At 47.6% G+C, this 14,378-nt stretch carries 16 protein-coding genes; 10 read left to right on the top strand and 6 right to left on the bottom strand.

What is annotated here, in order from left to right:
• Positions 1-229: 229 nt before the first annotated feature.
• Positions 230-1,102 carry a signal peptide peptidase SppA gene (gene sppA, locus Q0135_RS04395; RefSeq protein ID WP_297943421.1) on the bottom strand — a complete coding sequence of 291 codons (873 nt, stop codon included), beginning with the start codon at positions 1,100-1,102 and terminating at the stop codon, positions 230-232.
• A complete protein-coding gene (locus tag Q0135_RS04390; RefSeq protein ID WP_297988580.1) occupies positions 1,090-2,307 on the bottom strand; it encodes a metal-dependent hydrolase in 1,218 nt (405 codons plus the stop codon). The genes sppA and Q0135_RS04390 overlap by 13 nt, the downstream gene beginning before the upstream one ends.
• A 172-nt stretch (positions 2,308-2,479) precedes the next feature.
• Between Q0135_RS04390 and aroQ the strand changes: the two genes are divergently transcribed.
• From aroQ to mnmA, 6 genes are all read left to right on the top strand, one after another.
• A complete protein-coding gene (gene aroQ, locus Q0135_RS04385; RefSeq protein ID WP_297988578.1) occupies positions 2,480-2,947 on the top strand; it encodes a type II 3-dehydroquinate dehydratase in 468 nt (155 codons plus the stop codon).
• 13 nt (positions 2,948-2,960) lie between these two features.
• Positions 2,961-3,986: a M24 family metallopeptidase gene (locus tag Q0135_RS04380; RefSeq protein ID WP_297988576.1), complete on the top strand. Its 1,026-nt coding sequence runs from the start codon at positions 2,961-2,963 to the stop codon at positions 3,984-3,986.
• Between the two features lie 10 nt (positions 3,987-3,996).
• Positions 3,997-4,533, top strand: coding sequence for a 2-amino-4-hydroxy-6-hydroxymethyldihydropteridine diphosphokinase (gene folK, locus Q0135_RS04375; RefSeq protein WP_297988574.1), 537 nt, complete (start codon positions 3,997-3,999; stop codon positions 4,531-4,533).
• Entirely contained in the window at positions 4,515-5,699 is a 1,185-nt protein-coding gene (locus Q0135_RS04370; protein ID WP_297988572.1) for a P-loop NTPase, read from the top strand. Before folK ends, Q0135_RS04370 begins: the two co-directional genes overlap by 19 nt.
• 115 nt (positions 5,700-5,814) lie before the next feature.
• Positions 5,815-6,420 (top strand): TIGR00730 family Rossman fold protein, encoded by a 606-nt coding sequence (locus Q0135_RS04365; RefSeq protein WP_291940297.1) that lies wholly within the window; start codon positions 5,815-5,817, stop codon positions 6,418-6,420.
• Positions 6,417-7,448: a tRNA 2-thiouridine(34) synthase MnmA gene (gene mnmA / locus Q0135_RS04360; protein WP_297988569.1), complete on the top strand. Its 1,032-nt coding sequence runs from the start codon at positions 6,417-6,419 to the stop codon at positions 7,446-7,448. The genes Q0135_RS04365 and mnmA overlap by 4 nt, the downstream gene beginning before the upstream one ends.
• Positions 7,449-7,975: 527 nt before the next feature.
• On the opposite strand, the gene Q0135_RS04355 is transcribed toward mnmA, so the two are convergent.
• The 3 genes from Q0135_RS04355 to luxS form a co-directional block, all read right to left on the bottom strand.
• Entirely contained in the window at positions 7,976-9,433 is a 1,458-nt protein-coding gene (locus Q0135_RS04355) for a DKNYY domain-containing protein (RefSeq protein WP_297988567.1), read from the bottom strand.
• Between the two features lie 163 nt (positions 9,434-9,596).
• The gene (locus Q0135_RS04350; RefSeq protein WP_297948926.1) at positions 9,597-9,935 is read right to left on the bottom strand and encodes a cupin domain-containing protein; all 339 of its coding nucleotides are present in this window, start codon (positions 9,933-9,935) and stop codon (positions 9,597-9,599) included.
• Positions 9,936-10,502: 567 nt separating this feature from the next.
• Positions 10,503-11,006, bottom strand: coding sequence for an S-ribosylhomocysteine lyase (luxS, locus tag Q0135_RS04345; protein ID WP_177386821.1), 504 nt, complete (start codon positions 11,004-11,006; stop codon positions 10,503-10,505).
• A gap of 106 nt (positions 11,007-11,112) precedes the next feature.
• Between luxS and Q0135_RS04340 the strand changes: the two genes are divergently transcribed.
• Positions 11,113-11,322, top strand: a complete 210-nt coding sequence (locus Q0135_RS04340; RefSeq protein ID WP_050346352.1) for a 4-oxalocrotonate tautomerase family protein — start codon at positions 11,113-11,115, stop codon at positions 11,320-11,322.
• Between the two features lie 320 nt (positions 11,323-11,642).
• On the opposite strand, the gene Q0135_RS04335 is transcribed toward Q0135_RS04340, so the two are convergent.
• Entirely contained in the window at positions 11,643-12,056 is a 414-nt protein-coding gene (locus Q0135_RS04335; protein ID WP_177386822.1) for a hypothetical protein, read from the bottom strand.
• An 80-nt stretch (positions 12,057-12,136) separates the two neighbouring features.
• On the opposite strand from Q0135_RS04335, the gene Q0135_RS04330 reads away from it, so the two are divergent.
• The 3 genes from Q0135_RS04330 (at position 12,137) to Q0135_RS04320 (ending at position 14,259) form a co-directional block, all read left to right on the top strand.
• On the top strand, positions 12,137-12,826 hold the full coding sequence (locus tag Q0135_RS04330; RefSeq protein WP_297988564.1) for a dUTP diphosphatase: 690 nt from the start codon (positions 12,137-12,139) through the stop codon (positions 12,824-12,826).
• 415 nt (positions 12,827-13,241) lie between these two features.
• Positions 13,242-13,982: an EI24 domain-containing protein gene (locus Q0135_RS04325; protein ID WP_297988581.1), complete on the top strand. Its 741-nt coding sequence runs from the start codon at positions 13,242-13,244 to the stop codon at positions 13,980-13,982.
• Between the two features lie 73 nt (positions 13,983-14,055).
• Entirely contained in the window at positions 14,056-14,259 is a 204-nt protein-coding gene (locus Q0135_RS04320; RefSeq protein ID WP_005869903.1) for a hypothetical protein, read from the top strand.
• Positions 14,260-14,378: the final 119 nt, after the last annotated feature.

Genomic DNA, 14,378 nt, shown 5'->3' with positions numbered 1-14,378 from the left:
CGGTGCGAAACAGAATTGTGATTATACAAGAGCGATGCTTAAAGGGGGCTGAATAATTAGTAGAAAAATGAGGAGTTCTTAAACAAAGAAAAATTCACAAAAAAGGTAAAATTTTAAGGAAAAATGCCAAATGGAAAAGCGAGGAATTTAAAAGTAATCAAACCCAGTGCGCTTTCGCATACAAAATTCTACTCTTAAAATTCCCTCATAATCTAAAATTTCTAAAATTCTAATACGCCATCAGCTTCGCGCCGAATGCTCCGCGCACTAAGCTTTCGCTTTTATTTGCCAGCTTATCCATCATCTTTTCATACGCTGAGGGCTCCTGCCAGATCGGATCTGCTACGCCGCTAGCCTTTACGAGTGCGCTCTTAGCGTCCTCTAAAGAGCCCACCTCGTCGATGAGGCCGACGCCTTTGGCGCCGCTGGCTAAAAATACTCGCGCATTCGCCCATGTATCGCGCTTCCTAAGATCCAGCGAGCGCGCCTGCGCCACCTCGCGCGTAAATAGCTCGTAGCTCTCATCCACCAGAGCTTGCAGACTGGCGCGCTCCGCGTCGCTCCATTTTCGCATCATCGTTCCCGCCTCTTTGAGCTCGCCCGCTTTGACGATCTGTTCGGCAAAACCTAGTTTAGCGGCCGCTTCGCTCACGTCTAAGCCCTGCATGATCACGCCGATAGAGCCGATGAAGCTGCCCGGATTTGCGTAAATTTTACTCGCCCACACACCGCCTAGGTAGCTGCCGCTCGCCATCGTGCCCTTGGCGTAGGCAACGACCGGCTTGCGCGAGTTTAGTGATTTGATAGCCAGCGAAATTTCCACGCTCGGGCTTAGCGCGCCGCCGGGACTATCGATCAGCAGAAGTACTCCCTTAATCGCCTCGTCGTTTTTCAGAGTTTCGATCTTTTCTAAAATTTCGCTATCGTCCATTATCGCGCCGCTTAGCGAAAGCTGAGCGAGATTCGCGCCCTTTTGTTGCGCGCTTTCGCCGCCTGCAAAAATCAAAAACAAAATAAGCAGAAAAATCAAGGATTTAAAGTATTTGTTGATAAACCCCAGCACGGCGCCGATCGGCGCAAAGATGTTTTTTAGAAATTGCATTTCATTCCTTCGATAAAAAGTGATTTTGCGTTTTTGCTCTGCAAAATGAGCTGTAGCGGCAGCTGAGCTTCGTCACACTCAATGCCTTCAAAAACGGCGATGTCGGCGAGCTTGCCCTCTTTTAGCTCGCCTAAGCTTAATCCCAGCGCGGCTGCCGCATTTCTCGTCGCGCCTAAAAGTAACGCCCGTGCCAGTTCCGCCAGGCCCAGCTCTTCGTGCATCATTAAATTTGCGCGCAGCTCGTCTAAAAAGCTTAGGCTAAAATTTGAGCTAAGCCCGTCGGTAGCGATGTTGTAATTAAGCCCGCTTGCGAGCAGCTTTTTAAAGCTTAACCGCCTTTTGCTAAGCAGGCGGTTGGAGCGCGCGCAGTGCGTGATCGAGTGGAGTTTCGGATCAAAGATGCTAAAATCATCCACCCAAACGCAATGCGTAAAAAGCGTGCGAAGCCCGCTAAAATGCGTTACGAAGCTCTGCGGCGAATAAAAAGGCGCGGGCGCAGGATTAAATTTAGAAAGCCAGGTTTTAAGCTTACCGCGACCCGCGCGCAGCCACTGCCGCTCGTAAGCACTCTCCATAAAATGCGTGCTTATGGCAAGCCCGTTTTCGCGGGCAAGCCTGGTCGCAAACTCCATAATCTGCGGGTGCGTCGAATACGGCGAGTGTACCGACACGGCGGGGATAAAAAGCGAGCTTGCAAGCGTCTTTGAGCGCTCAAAACGCTGCTTAAATTTCAAAATATTCTCCGCCGCAGCATTCTTGCTCGCGCCTAAAATTTCATTGAAAAACACGGTTCTAATGCCGCTTTGCGCGCAAGCTTCAGCCTCGCCGCCGAAGCTTGAAATTTCGCCGATCGTGCCCACGCCGCTTCGCATCATCGCGACGATCTGCTCCAAGATCAGCCGTCCGCGCGCCGCGGCGTCCAGCTGCTGCCTGGAGGCGATGACGCTACCTAGCCAGTCCAAAAAATCGCCGTAGCGCAGTGTGCCTTTGTTTGCGCTAAATTCCAAATGCACGTGCGGATTTATAAACGCAGGCATCGCTATGTCGCCGCTAAAGTCCAAAATTTCGGCTTGCGGGTATTTGCGTGCCGCGCTTGCAAAGGCGCAAACCTCGATTATTTTCTCGTCAAAGACGATCGCGCCATCTTTTAAAATTTTAAAATTCTCATCGCAGACAAGAACCCACTTCGCCCTTAAAATTCTCATCGTTTTCCTTATCTAAAACAGCGCGTGATTTTAGCATAAAATTCTCTTTCGCGCTAAATTTAGAGTTAAAATTTTATCGCTTGGGCTTGAGCGGGCAAATTTGGCGCCATAGTAAAAAATAAGCTCGCTTTGGTTATAATTTTTGCTTAAATTTCAAAACAAGGACGCAAAAATGAAAATTATGGTGATTCAAGGACCGAATATCAATATGCTTGGTATGCGCGAACCCGCTATTTACGGGGTTATGAAGATGGAGGATATCCATAAGCAGATGAAGGCGGTCGCCGATCAGAGCGGCAACGAGATCGAGTTTTTTCAGAGCAATTTCGAAGGCGAGATCGTTGACAAGATCCAAGAGTGCTTCGGCACCTGCGACGGCATCATTATCAATCCCGCCGCCTACACGCACACTTCGCTCGCTATCCGCGATGCGCTCGCCGCAGTCAGTCTGCCCGTGATCGAAGTGCATATCTCAAACATCGCTCGCAGAGAGGAGCTTAGACAAAAAAGTCTAATAGCGCCCGTAACAGCGGGTCAGATCATCGGTTTCGGCCCCGTGGGATACCATCTGGCGATGATCGGAATGATTCAAATTTTTGAGCAGATCAAAGCCGCCAGAGCCGAGCAGAAAGCCGATTAGGACTGGGTTAAATTTGAAAAATTTTATCTTAAAGGACGAAAACGCTGTTTACCACGAGTGCGGATACAGCTGCGACAACGCGATATTTCTAAGTCTCGCGGGGCGCAAATTTTTCCTCACCGATGCACGCTATAGTATCGAGGCGCGCGAGCTTTGCAAAGACACCGAGGTGATCGAGGTCGAGCGGAATTTGATAAAAGACGCGCGGCTGTTTTTGCGAAAGGCAGGCGTTGCTGAGCTTAGCTATAACCCGTACGATTTTAGCGCGGGCGAGTGGGAAGCTCTGAGCAAGGGGCTTGGGATAAGATTTAAGGCGCGGGCGAATTTTTCGCAAATTTCGCGCATAATAAAAACCGAAGACGAGATAAAAATTTTAAAACGCGCGGCGCAGTTGGGCGCTGAAAGATTTGACGAATTTGCCGCCTTCGTGCGCGAAAACGGCGAAGGGATGAGCGAAGAGGAGCTGTTTTTTAACGCCGAGCTTATCTTTAAGAAAAAGGGTGAGCTCGCGCTTAGCTTTTCGCCTATCGTAGCGATCAACGAAAACTCCGCAAAGGCGCACGCTCTGCCGAGCAAAAAGCGGCTACGTCGGGGCGATTTGCTCCTGCTTGACGCGGGGGTTAAATTTAACCGCTACTGCTCCGATAGGACGCGTACGGCGTGCTTTGACGAAAATTTTAACTTCGGCAAAGAGCAAAATTTTAAAAACGCCAAACGCCAAGAAATTTACGAGATCGTAAAAGAGGCTCAGGCTCTTGCGATCGCGGCGGTTATGCCCGGCAAAAAGGCGCGCTATATCGACGCGGCGGCTAGGGATTTTATCGCCGCTCAGGGCTACGGCGAAGCGTTTTTTCATAGCACCGGACACGGCGTCGGAGTCGATATCCACGAGCTTCCCTTTATCTCAAAGCGCGGAGATACCGTGCTAAAAGAGGGGATGGTCTTTAGCGTGGAGCCGGGGATCTATCTGCCCGGCGAGTTTGGCGTGCGCATCGAGGATGTCGTGGTCGTGCGCGAAAACGGGGCTGAAATTTTATGAGGGTAGCTAGGTGAACGTGCGACTTAAAGAAAACGAATTTTACGAGTGCACGGACGCGCTGTGCGTCGTAAAAAGCGCCGTTTTTCCGATGAGACGCCGCGAGCGCGGAAATTTTAAAAATTTATACCTGATTGGACTCGGCGGAAATTTAGGAGATGTCAGGCGGCGCTTCGAGCGATTTTACCGCGTTTTACAAAGCGACGCGCGCTTTTTCGTAGCGCAAAATTCCTTGATCTTAAAAAACAGGCCGTTTGGCTTTTTAGATCAGCCCGATTTTTTAAACGCCGTGATGCTAGTGCAAAGTTCCCTAGCGCCGTTTGCGCTGCTTAAGATTATGCAGCGCGCGGAGCTACGATTTGGGCGTAAACGAAGCTTCAAAAACGCGCCGCGCACGCTGGACGTGGATATTTTATATGCAAGCGCGAAGGTGCGTGCCTGCGAGCGGCTGATGCTGCCGCATCCGGGTGTTTGCGAGCGCATAAGCGTGATTTTGCCACTTGGAGAGATGAAATTTAAAAGAGGACTGATATGCAAACTAAAATCGTAAATTTTTTAAGCGCCAAGGGCGGAGTCGGCAAGAGCGTGATTGCAGCAAATTTCGCCGAAATTCTAAGCGAGCAGGGCTACCGCACGGCGATCATAGAAGCGCCAAATTTAAACAATCAGGAGATCATCTTAAACGCTTTGCAAAGAAAGAGGATTTCGCTACCAAGCGCCGTTGCGGTAAAAATTTCGCAAAATTTAACGCTCGTTTCGCCCGCGCTTGCTTCACAAAATCACGCATCCTCGCAAAATTCTATTAAAAACGCAAGTTCTAGCGCAGACGATTACGTCATGCAAAATTCTATAGGTAGCGCGCAAGGCTCGCAAGACGACGAAAGTGGCGGCTCGCACAATTACGCGCAAAAACTCACGAGCTCTGATGGCAAAAACAACTCAGAAAATTCCGCCGCTTCAAATTCAATAGCAAACGCTGCAAAAAATTCTACGAATTGTGCAGCCAAAAAGCCGCAGAATTGCGAAGATGGATGGAATTTTACAGAATCAGAAAGCCTAGAGAATTTTAAAAGCGATGATTTCACCAAGCAAAATTCAATCCCTGACGAGAATTCTCAAAATTCCGCAAGTAAAGATGAAATGAAAAATTCCGCCCGCTTATCAAATCCCGAAGAAGCCGGGAATTCCGCAAACGCAAAGGCTCACGAAAGCCCCGCTCGCTTCGCAAGCGAGCTGAAAGATGCGGGAATCTTCGATTTTATTTTGATCGATGCGGGGCTTGAGTATCTTGGAGATTTTTTGAGCATCGGCGACGAAAATATCGTGCTGTGTGCGAACGAACCCTGCTCGATCAGCAACACCTACGCGCTTTTAAAGACGCTTGGGGCGAGCAAAAAAGAGGTTTTGTTTTTGCTAAATTTCACCGCGAGCGAGGATGATGCCGTGATGATCTACGAAAATCTAAAGTCGGTCACGCACCGCAATATAAGCGAACTGGGCTTTAAATTGCTAGGCTTTGTGCCGTTTTGCAAACAAGTAGCCGTCTGCTCACAAAATCGCGCGCTTTTTAACTCGCACTATCCGTTTTCGCCCGCTACCATCGCGCTTAGACAGAGCGTCTCGCGATTTTTAAGTAAACAGGGCTGCGAGCCGATCGATATGAGCGCTTACCGCGGCGTCGGCGGATTCTTACGAAAACTTAGCAACCTAGTATGATTTACAACGAGATTTTAAATCACGTAAATTCTACTATTTTAAACGGAATTTTAAAAATTTAATGCTATTCTTAAAGCTGAAATTTTAAATAATATACATAAAAGATAGATTAATCATGCAGTTGAAAGAAATTTTAAAAGACATCAAAATTGCCCGCGACAATCTCAAAAACGTGGGCAAAAGCGCCACGATCTTCGGCTCGGCACGCTTTAGCGAGGATAATCGCTACGTAAAAGACGCGCAAAAGCTCTGCGAAGGGCTCGCCGATTTAGGATACTCGATCATCACCGGAGGCGGTGGCGGCATTATGCAAGGCGCCAACCGAGGCGCATTTGCGAGAGCAAGAACGCACAGCGTGGGCTTTAACATCATGCTGCCGTTTGAGCAAAAAAGCAACGGCTTTTTGACGCAGGGCGCGAAATTTTCAGCATTTGCACCACGCAAAGGCGCTCTCATCGAAAACAGCGAAATTTTCGTCATCTTTCCGGGCGGATTTGGGACGCTGGATGAGTTTTTTGAAATTTTAGTGCTGGTACAGACGGGCTTTAAGCGCGCACGGATCTATCTTTACGACGAGGAATTCTACGCGCCTTTGATGGAGTTTTTCCGCACTTCGCTGCTAAAATCTGGTGCGATAAACGAAAGCGATCTGCAAAATTTTAAGCTCTGCGACAGCGTGGATGAAATTTTGACGGACGTGCGACGTAAGGAGAACGAATGAAAATTTTAGTCGCGATGAGCGGCGGCGTGGATAGCTCGATGTGCGCGAAGCTGCTGCAAGACGCGGGGCACGAGGTGCAGGGCTGCTATATGAAGCTGCACGCAAAGCCGGGCTATCATGAGGCAAACATCGCCAAAGTTCGCAAAGTAGGCGAGTTTTTGGGTATAAAAATCCACATTTTGGATCTGCAGAATGATTTTAATCGCGACGTTTACGAGCCCTTCGTGCAGGCCTATATAGATGGTCTTACGCCAAATCCCTGCGCGCTGTGTAACCGCCGCATAAAGCTCGGCAAGCTTTTGGAATTTGCGCGCGAGCAGGGCTTTGAGCGCCTAGCTACCGGGCATTACGTCCGTATCGAGGATGAGCTTTTAAAAGCCGCCGCAGATCTCAGCAAAGATCAGAGCTATTTTTTAGCAAACATCGATCCCGCCGCGCTTAAATTTATGCTCTTTCCGCTTGGAGGGATGTATAAAAAGGATGTCAAAGAGGCTGCGCGCGCCTATACGGAGCTTTCGCAGATCGCCTCTGCGAGCGAAAGCAGCGAGATCTGCTTCGTCGATACCACCTATATCGACGTTTTGAACCGCCATACGGGTACCAAAATGCCCGGCATCGTGCGCGACCGTGCGGGCAACGCTATCGGCACTCACGAAGGCTATATGCACTACACGATCGGCAAGCGCCGCGGTTTTACGGTGCACGGCGCGCATGAGCCGCACTTCGTGCTAAGCATCGACCCGCACAAAAACGAGATCGTCGTGGGCGGCAAGGAGGAGCTAGCGACCTACGAGTTCGACACCGAAAATTTTAATGCTTTTTTAAGCAAGGATGAAATTTTAAATATGCCGGGTCTCGGCGTTAAGATCCGCTACCGCAGCGCCAAACTCCCCGTTAAAATTTCGCCTCGCGAAGACGGCGGCGTGCATGCCGTGCTGTCCGCGCCCGCAGCGGGCATCGCTCCTGCACAGCTCGCGGTTTTTTACGACGAGCGCGACCGCGTAGTGGCAAGCGGCTTTATAAAATAGCGCTTCACATCCGATGCTTGCTTTCGGCGCCGCTTAGGGCTCATCTGTTTGCAAAACGGCGCTTTGATCGCACCGTTTGATCTACACTCGCTCTGTTAAATTTCATATCGAAATAAGATATTTGCGCTTTTGAATCCAAGCCGCTAAATTTTATCTTGCGAGCTCGGCGCGCAAATTTTATGCGCGTAGCTTTACGATTGAGCCTTTTAAATTTACGCTCTGTCGCTGTGTTGCCTGCACTGCTAGCGAAATTTACGAAAGTTGCGGTGCTAAAATAAAATTTACGGCGACGCCTTATCCAAGCGCGACGCGACGCAAAGATCGCGATCGATACAAAATATTTCGCGAGCCGTCGCGACGACGCGAAACGAAATTTGCGCGCTCCCTCTTAAAGCGATTTGCAATGAAATTCTAAACCTGTGCCAGAGCCCACGACGACGTTTAAATTTTATAAATTTGTGCCGAAGCAAAATCAAATTTTAAAATTTAGCAGCGCTTTTCATGCTCGAATTGTGCTCAAATCGCGGCTAAAATTCCACTCGCGTCTTTATCTCAAAAAGCAGCTCGCCGTCCACCGCCTCAAGCCCGCCATTCTTTATCATCTCGCGAATTTTACTCGTGCCAAGGCTGCTTTTTTGAAGCAAAATTTCAACCAAATCTAGATCCCTGATCTCATAAATGCAGCGATCTATCAGTTGCGAAGAGCCCAGATCGTCGAAGTAGAAAAATCGTCCGCCGTTTGAATAGACCCGGCCGTATAGCCCACCGTGCACGCCGCCTACCCTGCGCCACTCGTGCGGCAGCTCGAGCGCGAAAAGTCCGCTTTTGCGAGCGACCAGCCTGCGAGTGCTGCGACCGCCGCCCCAAACATCCGCGCGCTCCAAAAAATATATCCGCTTACCGCTTTGAAACACGCTGCCGCTAAGCGCGTGAACTTCGCCCGCGAAGGGATTGTCTGCCGCGCGCTTTTGCTTTCCGTCATTCTCGTCGAAATAATAGATGCCGCCAGGGGAGGCAAAAAGCAGATGGTTTGAATGCGCAAGCTGCCTATTTAGCGGAGTATATGGCGCGGAGACGGGATCAAATTTTAAATCGTTTGCAAAAACGTCGCCGCTTTTCGCATCCCACAAAAAATAGCTCAACCACTGCCTCAAAAGTTCGTAATGCCCGCCGTTATCCCGCGCGTCAAGGCGCAGGTTTTTAAAATACACGTTCGCGCCGTCTGCGGCGTAAACGCCGCTCTCCCTGCCGTCGCTTCCCTCTATCTGGCGCAGGCTCGCGGCATCGGCGCCGGGCAAAACCTCTCCCTTATAAAACGCGCGAGAGCCCTGCGCAGCGTAATATACACCCGCGATTTGGCGCAGATCCGTAGCGTCCATTCGCTTAAATTTATAAATGTAGCTTTGCGGCTTGGGCGCATCCCAAAAGATATGCGCCAAGGTTTCATAAGTGAGCTTAAACGCCCCCAGCGCGTCGTTCCACACCACCTCGCCGTCGCAAAAATAGCTAACTTGCCCGTCGCTTACGTATCCGAACGCTACGGCTTTCGTGCGTGCGGGCTCTAGCTCGCTCATCGCGATATTTCCGCAATATACGGCGTTTTTATCCGCCGCGACGTTGGAGCGGTAGCCGGAGCCGAAATCCAAAACCCGAAAGCTCGCCGCGTCCGCGTCCGGTATCGCAAAATAGCCCGCGCCCACCACGAGGGCGTAAATTTCATCTCCTTTTTTATAAAAATCGCTGTATTTGATCTGCTCATCGTCCCGCGGCGAGTAGTCGCCTGCAGAATTTATGACCACCGCCAGAATAAGCACGCTAAAAGCCGCGAATACAAATATCGCGCCAAGCACGATCTTGCGCCAAAGTGGCATGCCCCGAGGCGCGTCTCGCGCCGACTTACGATCTGCTTCTACCTTGCGCGCCCTAGCTTTGCGCTTCTTTTGCGCGCGCTCATCCTTTGGCTCTTGCGTAAAATCTTCATACATCTTTTGCCTCAAATTTAATCTCGCCGCAGATTGCGCGGCACTTGAAATTGTACAAAAGCGCGGCTAAATTTATGAAATTTAACGCTACGGACAAATTCTAATTCAACTCTTTGCGACGCTAATTTATTTTACGAATGCCACAAAATCTCTGGCAAATTTTAATTCAAAGCGCTTCGTAACCGCACGGAATCGGCGCCGTAACGCTTGCAAACACAAAATCCTCATCGCCCGTATTTTTCATACCGTGGCACTCTCCGCTTTTGGAAATGATTAGATCGCCCGCGCAGATCGGTACCTCCTCGCCCTTGCTCGGATAAAACACGCCGCGTCCGCTTAAGCAGATCCACACGTCATCGCCACCGGGGTGAATATGCGGCGCTACGACCTGACCACGTTTGACAATCCAAACCGCGCCGCAAGTGGCCTCCGTAGTAAAAAATGTCGTTTTTACGGCTCGCTCGTCGCTACAAATAGCATCTTTTATATGAAAAATTCTTTGCATTTTCGCTCCTTTAAGTTCACCACATCCGGCGCGGTTTCGGCGGAATTTTAGCATTCTTTTCGTGCAGCGAAAGTGAAATTTCAAGCGCCAAACTCGCAACGCAACCTTAAATAAAAATTTTAAATTCACATTTTACTGTGCGATTTTTTTGGAGGATTGAAGATCGCATCTAAAAGTAAGAAGACGCATAAGCATGGTATTTGTGGATAGAATTTCGGCTTTAATTTAAGACGGAATTTTAAAAATTCTTCTAAATTTAAAACTGCTCTGCTAGATAAATTTATTAAATTTGATATGAGCTTTGCTTGCGCGCTTTTGCTACCCAGATTAAAGCCAAATCGTAGCTTTTATCAAAGACCTCGCATGGCGCAGACTTTACAGCAAGCTCCAAGTCGGTTCATAAATAGATGCTACCTCCGGCTTGTTTTAGCAAATACGCATTTTGTGCCTCGAATTTTTGCATATTTTACGATAATGTTTTTATAGCGCATAACATACCGATCACGAGCCAAGCGGGAGTTCAAAGAGATAGCGTTAGAATTTTACACTATCTCTTAAATTTCAAAACTATTTTATCTTGCTTGGATCCAGCGCAATCTCGTCGTTTTTGATCACGCCGATCCCTTTATTTAGCACGTTTTGCGCGATCTGTTTAGCTTCTGCTAGCGAGTGCATCGCGAAGGTGCCGCATTGAAATTTATTCAGCTCGGGGATATCCGCTTGAGAGGCCACACCCAAAATATCCTTCATACTCGCGCTCCACGCCGCTGCGACGGCGCTCTCGCTAGGCGCCCCGATCACGCTCATATAAAAGCCCGTGCGGCATCCCATCGGCGAGATGTCGATAATCTCGACGTCCGCGCTATTTAGGTGCTCGCGCATGAAGCCCGCGAAAAGATGCTCCAGTGTGTGGGTGCCGCGCTCGCTCATGATCTCTAAATTCGGACGGCAAAACCGCAGATCATAGACGCTAATTTTATCGCCGCTTTTGGTGCGCATGCTCTTTGCGAGCCGCACGCCCGGGGCATTCATGCGAGTATGATCAACCTTGAAACTATCTAACAATGGCATATTTTCTCCTTAAATTCAGATCACGGCGATTTTAACATAAAATTTCGCACTTTTAGGCGCACAGACGAAATTTTGGCTACAATTACGTTTATTTTCAGGAGAATTAATGCCCTACATAAACGTCAAAATCACCAAAGAGCGCGGCGGCTTAAGTCGCGAACAAAAAGCAAGGCTCGTCAAGAACCTCACCGACGCCCTCGTAGCCGTGCTGGGTAGGGGCGAAAAAACTACGGTCGTGACGATAGACGAAATATCCACTGACGACTACGCGATCGGCGGACGACTAGTAAGCGAAATCAGAAAGCGGCAGAGCTAAGCTCGCGCGTCAAGCTAACTTTGAAAAGTTAAATTTTAGAATTTTAAAATTTTCATGCGAAATTCTACGCGGCAGGTTTCACTTCTAAGGGAATAAAATTTGCGACAACCTCAGCTTGCAAGATGAAATTTTACGCTAAATTCCATGCTGTAAAATTCCAAAAACCAACCGAGCGGAAATTTTAAAGCGGATCTAATGGTGAAATTCTTTGAAAAATAGACAAGATAGAATTTATGCAAGTTTTAAAATCTTACTAGATAAAATTTAATCCTCGCAAAGTTTAAAATTTCGTAAAAATAAATAGACGATTTATTAGCGAACTAGCGTTCCCAAATTAGCTTTTTGCCGAAAGTTAGGGTATTATCGGTCATTTTCATCCAATCAATTCTGATTGTAAAAAAATCGGTCTCCATCGCGCGCGCAAACGGGAAGCGCTTAAGATATAGCGAGGTTTCGCGCTCATCCGCGCTACGGATATGGCCGCAAATCTGCACGCCTTTGATCCTACCTACAAATTTCGTATCCAGCGCGACCGTAGCTGCAACTCCGCGGTTGGCAAAGACTGCTTTGATATGCTCGGAGTCGCTCGCGCTTGCGATGATGAGCTCCTTATTTTGCGGATCGTAGGCGTAAAATGCACTGCAGCAATATGGCAGATTATTGCGCAAAACTCCGAGAGATAGGAGTTTCATCCTGCCTAAAAACTCGTCGAATTTATCCTGAGCGGCACACATTTTAAGCCTCCTTTTTACTAAATTATACAATGATTTTCTTTTATTAGCTATAATCGCGAGCCAAAATTAGGAGAATTTTTATGGAAAATTATAAAAAAGTAAAAGAGATGTTTTTGATGCAACAAGCCCTAAATGACGAAACAAACGGCGTGGGCTGGGAGGACGGCTATACAAAAAACGGCAAACTTATCAACTGGAAGCGCTGCATTTACATGGAATGCGCCGAGCTCATTGATAGCTTTGCGTGGAAGCATTGGAAAAATATCTCTGCAGCGCCGGACGTGAATAATATCGTCATCGAGATCGTTGATATTTGGCACTTCGTAATGAGCTATATTTTAGAGCAATATTACGGCGGCAAAGACATCGACCACATCGTAAGCGACGTCACGGCAGTAAGCGGATTTGCAGAGTTTAGCTCCTACGCCTACGATGTGCGCGAATACAGCATCTACGAAATCGTAAACGACATCGAGCTCATAATCCACGAAACAAGCGGCTTTGAGCTGCAAATCGGTGAGCTACTGACCGATTTTTTTCGCGTCGCGATTAAATGCGGAGTGAGCTTAGACATACTTTTTGCCAAATATATCGGCAAAAACGTGCTAAATAAATTCCGCCAAAATAATGGTTATAAAGAGGGCAACTACCGCAAAATCTGGGGAGACCTTGAGGATAACGAGGTGCTAATCGAGGTGCTATCAAAAGGCACAGTAAGCGCAAGCGAAATTTACGAGCAATTGCAAAAGATCTACGAGGCGACGAAGTAAAGTCATGGATTTGCTTGCGAAATTTATCTTTAAGGTTTTAAAATTCCATCTATAAAATTTCGGCAGGCAAATTTTAAAAAAGAGGTTTGATTTGAAATTCTGCAGTTTTGTGCCTAAAATTTTACGCAATATCAGCTTATTTATAAGTGGCAAAATTCCGCGCAGCAAGCAAATAAATATTCGCAACAGGTAAAAACATAGCTAGATGCGGTCTCCCTTTACGCACTATAAATGAGCAGATTAAACGCAGGCGAGCGATCAAAGCATAAATTTCGTATTATAAGGCAGGATGAGCCGGTTAAAAAAGCGAATGAGCCAAGCGAGCGGATTGATGAGGCACGGTGCGGCAGTCAAAATAAATCTCAGCTCAAATTCCGTCGCAAAAGTCGCTAAAATAACGCAAATAGGAGCATACATGGGTAGAATTTTTAATTTGGCAAAGCAGGACTTTTTTACGCGCAAGTTCATTTTGCTCTCGCTACTACCACTTGTGTGCTCGCTCATAATCTTAGGCACGCTCGCATTTTTCGGCGGCAAAGAGCTTTTTGACGCGCTTTCGCAGGGCGCGCAAAGCGGCGATTTTAGCTTCTTGGACGAACAGCGCTTCCCGGTAATTGCAAAAGTTTTAAGCTTCGCTGCTACGAAGTGGATTATCGGCGCGATTTTTTCGGTGTTTGCCAGCTTTGCGGTACTGATGCTTAGCGTGTTTTGTGCGCTTATCATAGCAGGATTTCTGACGCCCGCAGTCACTAAAGAGATCAACGCTCGCCACTACCGCCTAATCCGCGCGGATGAAGCGAGCACGGCGCGAGTGCTAAAGCTGATGAGTCTTGAAATTTTAAAATTTTTAGTGATTTTATTTATATGTTCGGTGCTTTTGTTCGTGCCGGTAATAAATTTATTCATAATCAACGTGCCGTTTTTTTATATCTATTACAAGCTGATTCTAATCGACGTCGCTTCAAACGCGTTAAGCGCGAAAAGCTTCGAGCGCTCTTATAAAATGGGTGGCGGATATAAATTTGCCCTAAGCGCTTTTATTTTTTACCTGCTGTGTTTGATCCCGCTGGTAGGATTATTTTTCCAACTATTTTTCATCATCTTTTTGACGCACGTAGTGCTGATAGACGAAAGCGCCCGCAATAAAAATCGCTAAAGATTAACTAAAATCAATGAAAAATTTTGAAATTTTCATAAAATAGTGCAAAATTTTTTAAGAAAGGATTTCTATGAAATCAGGTGATATCTACATTTGCAATATATGTTCGCTCAAAAGCAGCGACGATGAAAACGCGGTCTTTATCAAGGCGCATAAAAACGGCGAGACGGTGCATATCTGCACATCCTGCATGCCTAGCGTCATCCATGGCTCAGGCATGGTCGTAAAAAGCAACTCCGAGATCGAAGAAGAGCTTCAAGACGCTGCAAACTAGCTGCTAGCACCACTTGCTGCGGCGCGTTTTAATTTGTTTATTAATCTGCGCGCCGCAAAATTCTAAAATTCTAAAATTCTAAAATTCTAAAATTCTAAAATTCTAAAATTCTAAAATTC

This window comes from uncultured Campylobacter sp. (assembly GCF_937981295.1).
GTDB lineage: Bacteria > Campylobacterota > Campylobacteria > Campylobacterales > Campylobacteraceae > Campylobacter_B.
The sequence above is the reverse complement of the archived record's forward strand: the minus strand, read 5'-3'. Positions and strand labels throughout refer to the sequence as shown.

What these genes read in the sequence shown, in the direction of transcription:
- Q0135_RS04350 (WP_297948926.1), bottom strand. Translation starts at nt 9,935, where the DNA reads ATGCAAAGAATTTTTCATATAAAAGATGCTATTTGTAGCGACGAGCGA.
- Q0135_RS04335 (WP_177386822.1), bottom strand. Translation starts at nt 12,056, where the DNA reads ATGTGTGCCGCTCAGGATAAATTCGACGAGTTTTTAGGCAGGATGAAA.
- mnmA (WP_297988569.1), top strand. Translation starts at nt 6,417, where the DNA reads ATGAAAATTTTAGTCGCGATGAGCGGCGGCGTGGATAGCTCGATGTGC.
- Q0135_RS04370 (WP_297988572.1), top strand. Translation starts at nt 4,515, where the DNA reads ATGCAAACTAAAATCGTAAATTTTTTAAGCGCCAAGGGCGGAGTCGGC.
- Q0135_RS04340 (WP_050346352.1), top strand. Translation starts at nt 11,113, where the DNA reads ATGCCCTACATAAACGTCAAAATCACCAAAGAGCGCGGCGGCTTAAGT.
- luxS (WP_177386821.1), bottom strand. Translation starts at nt 11,006, where the DNA reads ATGCCATTGTTAGATAGTTTCAAGGTTGATCATACTCGCATGAATGCC.
- sppA (WP_297943421.1), bottom strand. Translation starts at nt 1,102, where the DNA reads ATGCAATTTCTAAAAAACATCTTTGCGCCGATCGGCGCCGTGCTGGGG.
- Q0135_RS04355 (WP_297988567.1), bottom strand. Translation starts at nt 9,433, where the DNA reads ATGTATGAAGATTTTACGCAAGAGCCAAAGGATGAGCGCGCGCAAAAG.
- Q0135_RS04390 (WP_297988580.1), bottom strand. Translation starts at nt 2,307, where the DNA reads ATGAGAATTTTAAGGGCGAAGTGGGTTCTTGTCTGCGATGAGAATTTT.
- Q0135_RS04320 (WP_005869903.1), top strand. Translation starts at nt 14,056, where the DNA reads ATGAAATCAGGTGATATCTACATTTGCAATATATGTTCGCTCAAAAGC.
- aroQ (WP_297988578.1), top strand. Translation starts at nt 2,480, where the DNA reads ATGAAAATTATGGTGATTCAAGGACCGAATATCAATATGCTTGGTATG.
- Q0135_RS04330 (WP_297988564.1), top strand. Translation starts at nt 12,137, where the DNA reads ATGGAAAATTATAAAAAAGTAAAAGAGATGTTTTTGATGCAACAAGCC.
- Q0135_RS04365 (WP_291940297.1), top strand. Translation starts at nt 5,815, where the DNA reads ATGCAGTTGAAAGAAATTTTAAAAGACATCAAAATTGCCCGCGACAAT.
- Q0135_RS04325 (WP_297988581.1), top strand. Translation starts at nt 13,242, where the DNA reads ATGGGTAGAATTTTTAATTTGGCAAAGCAGGACTTTTTTACGCGCAAG.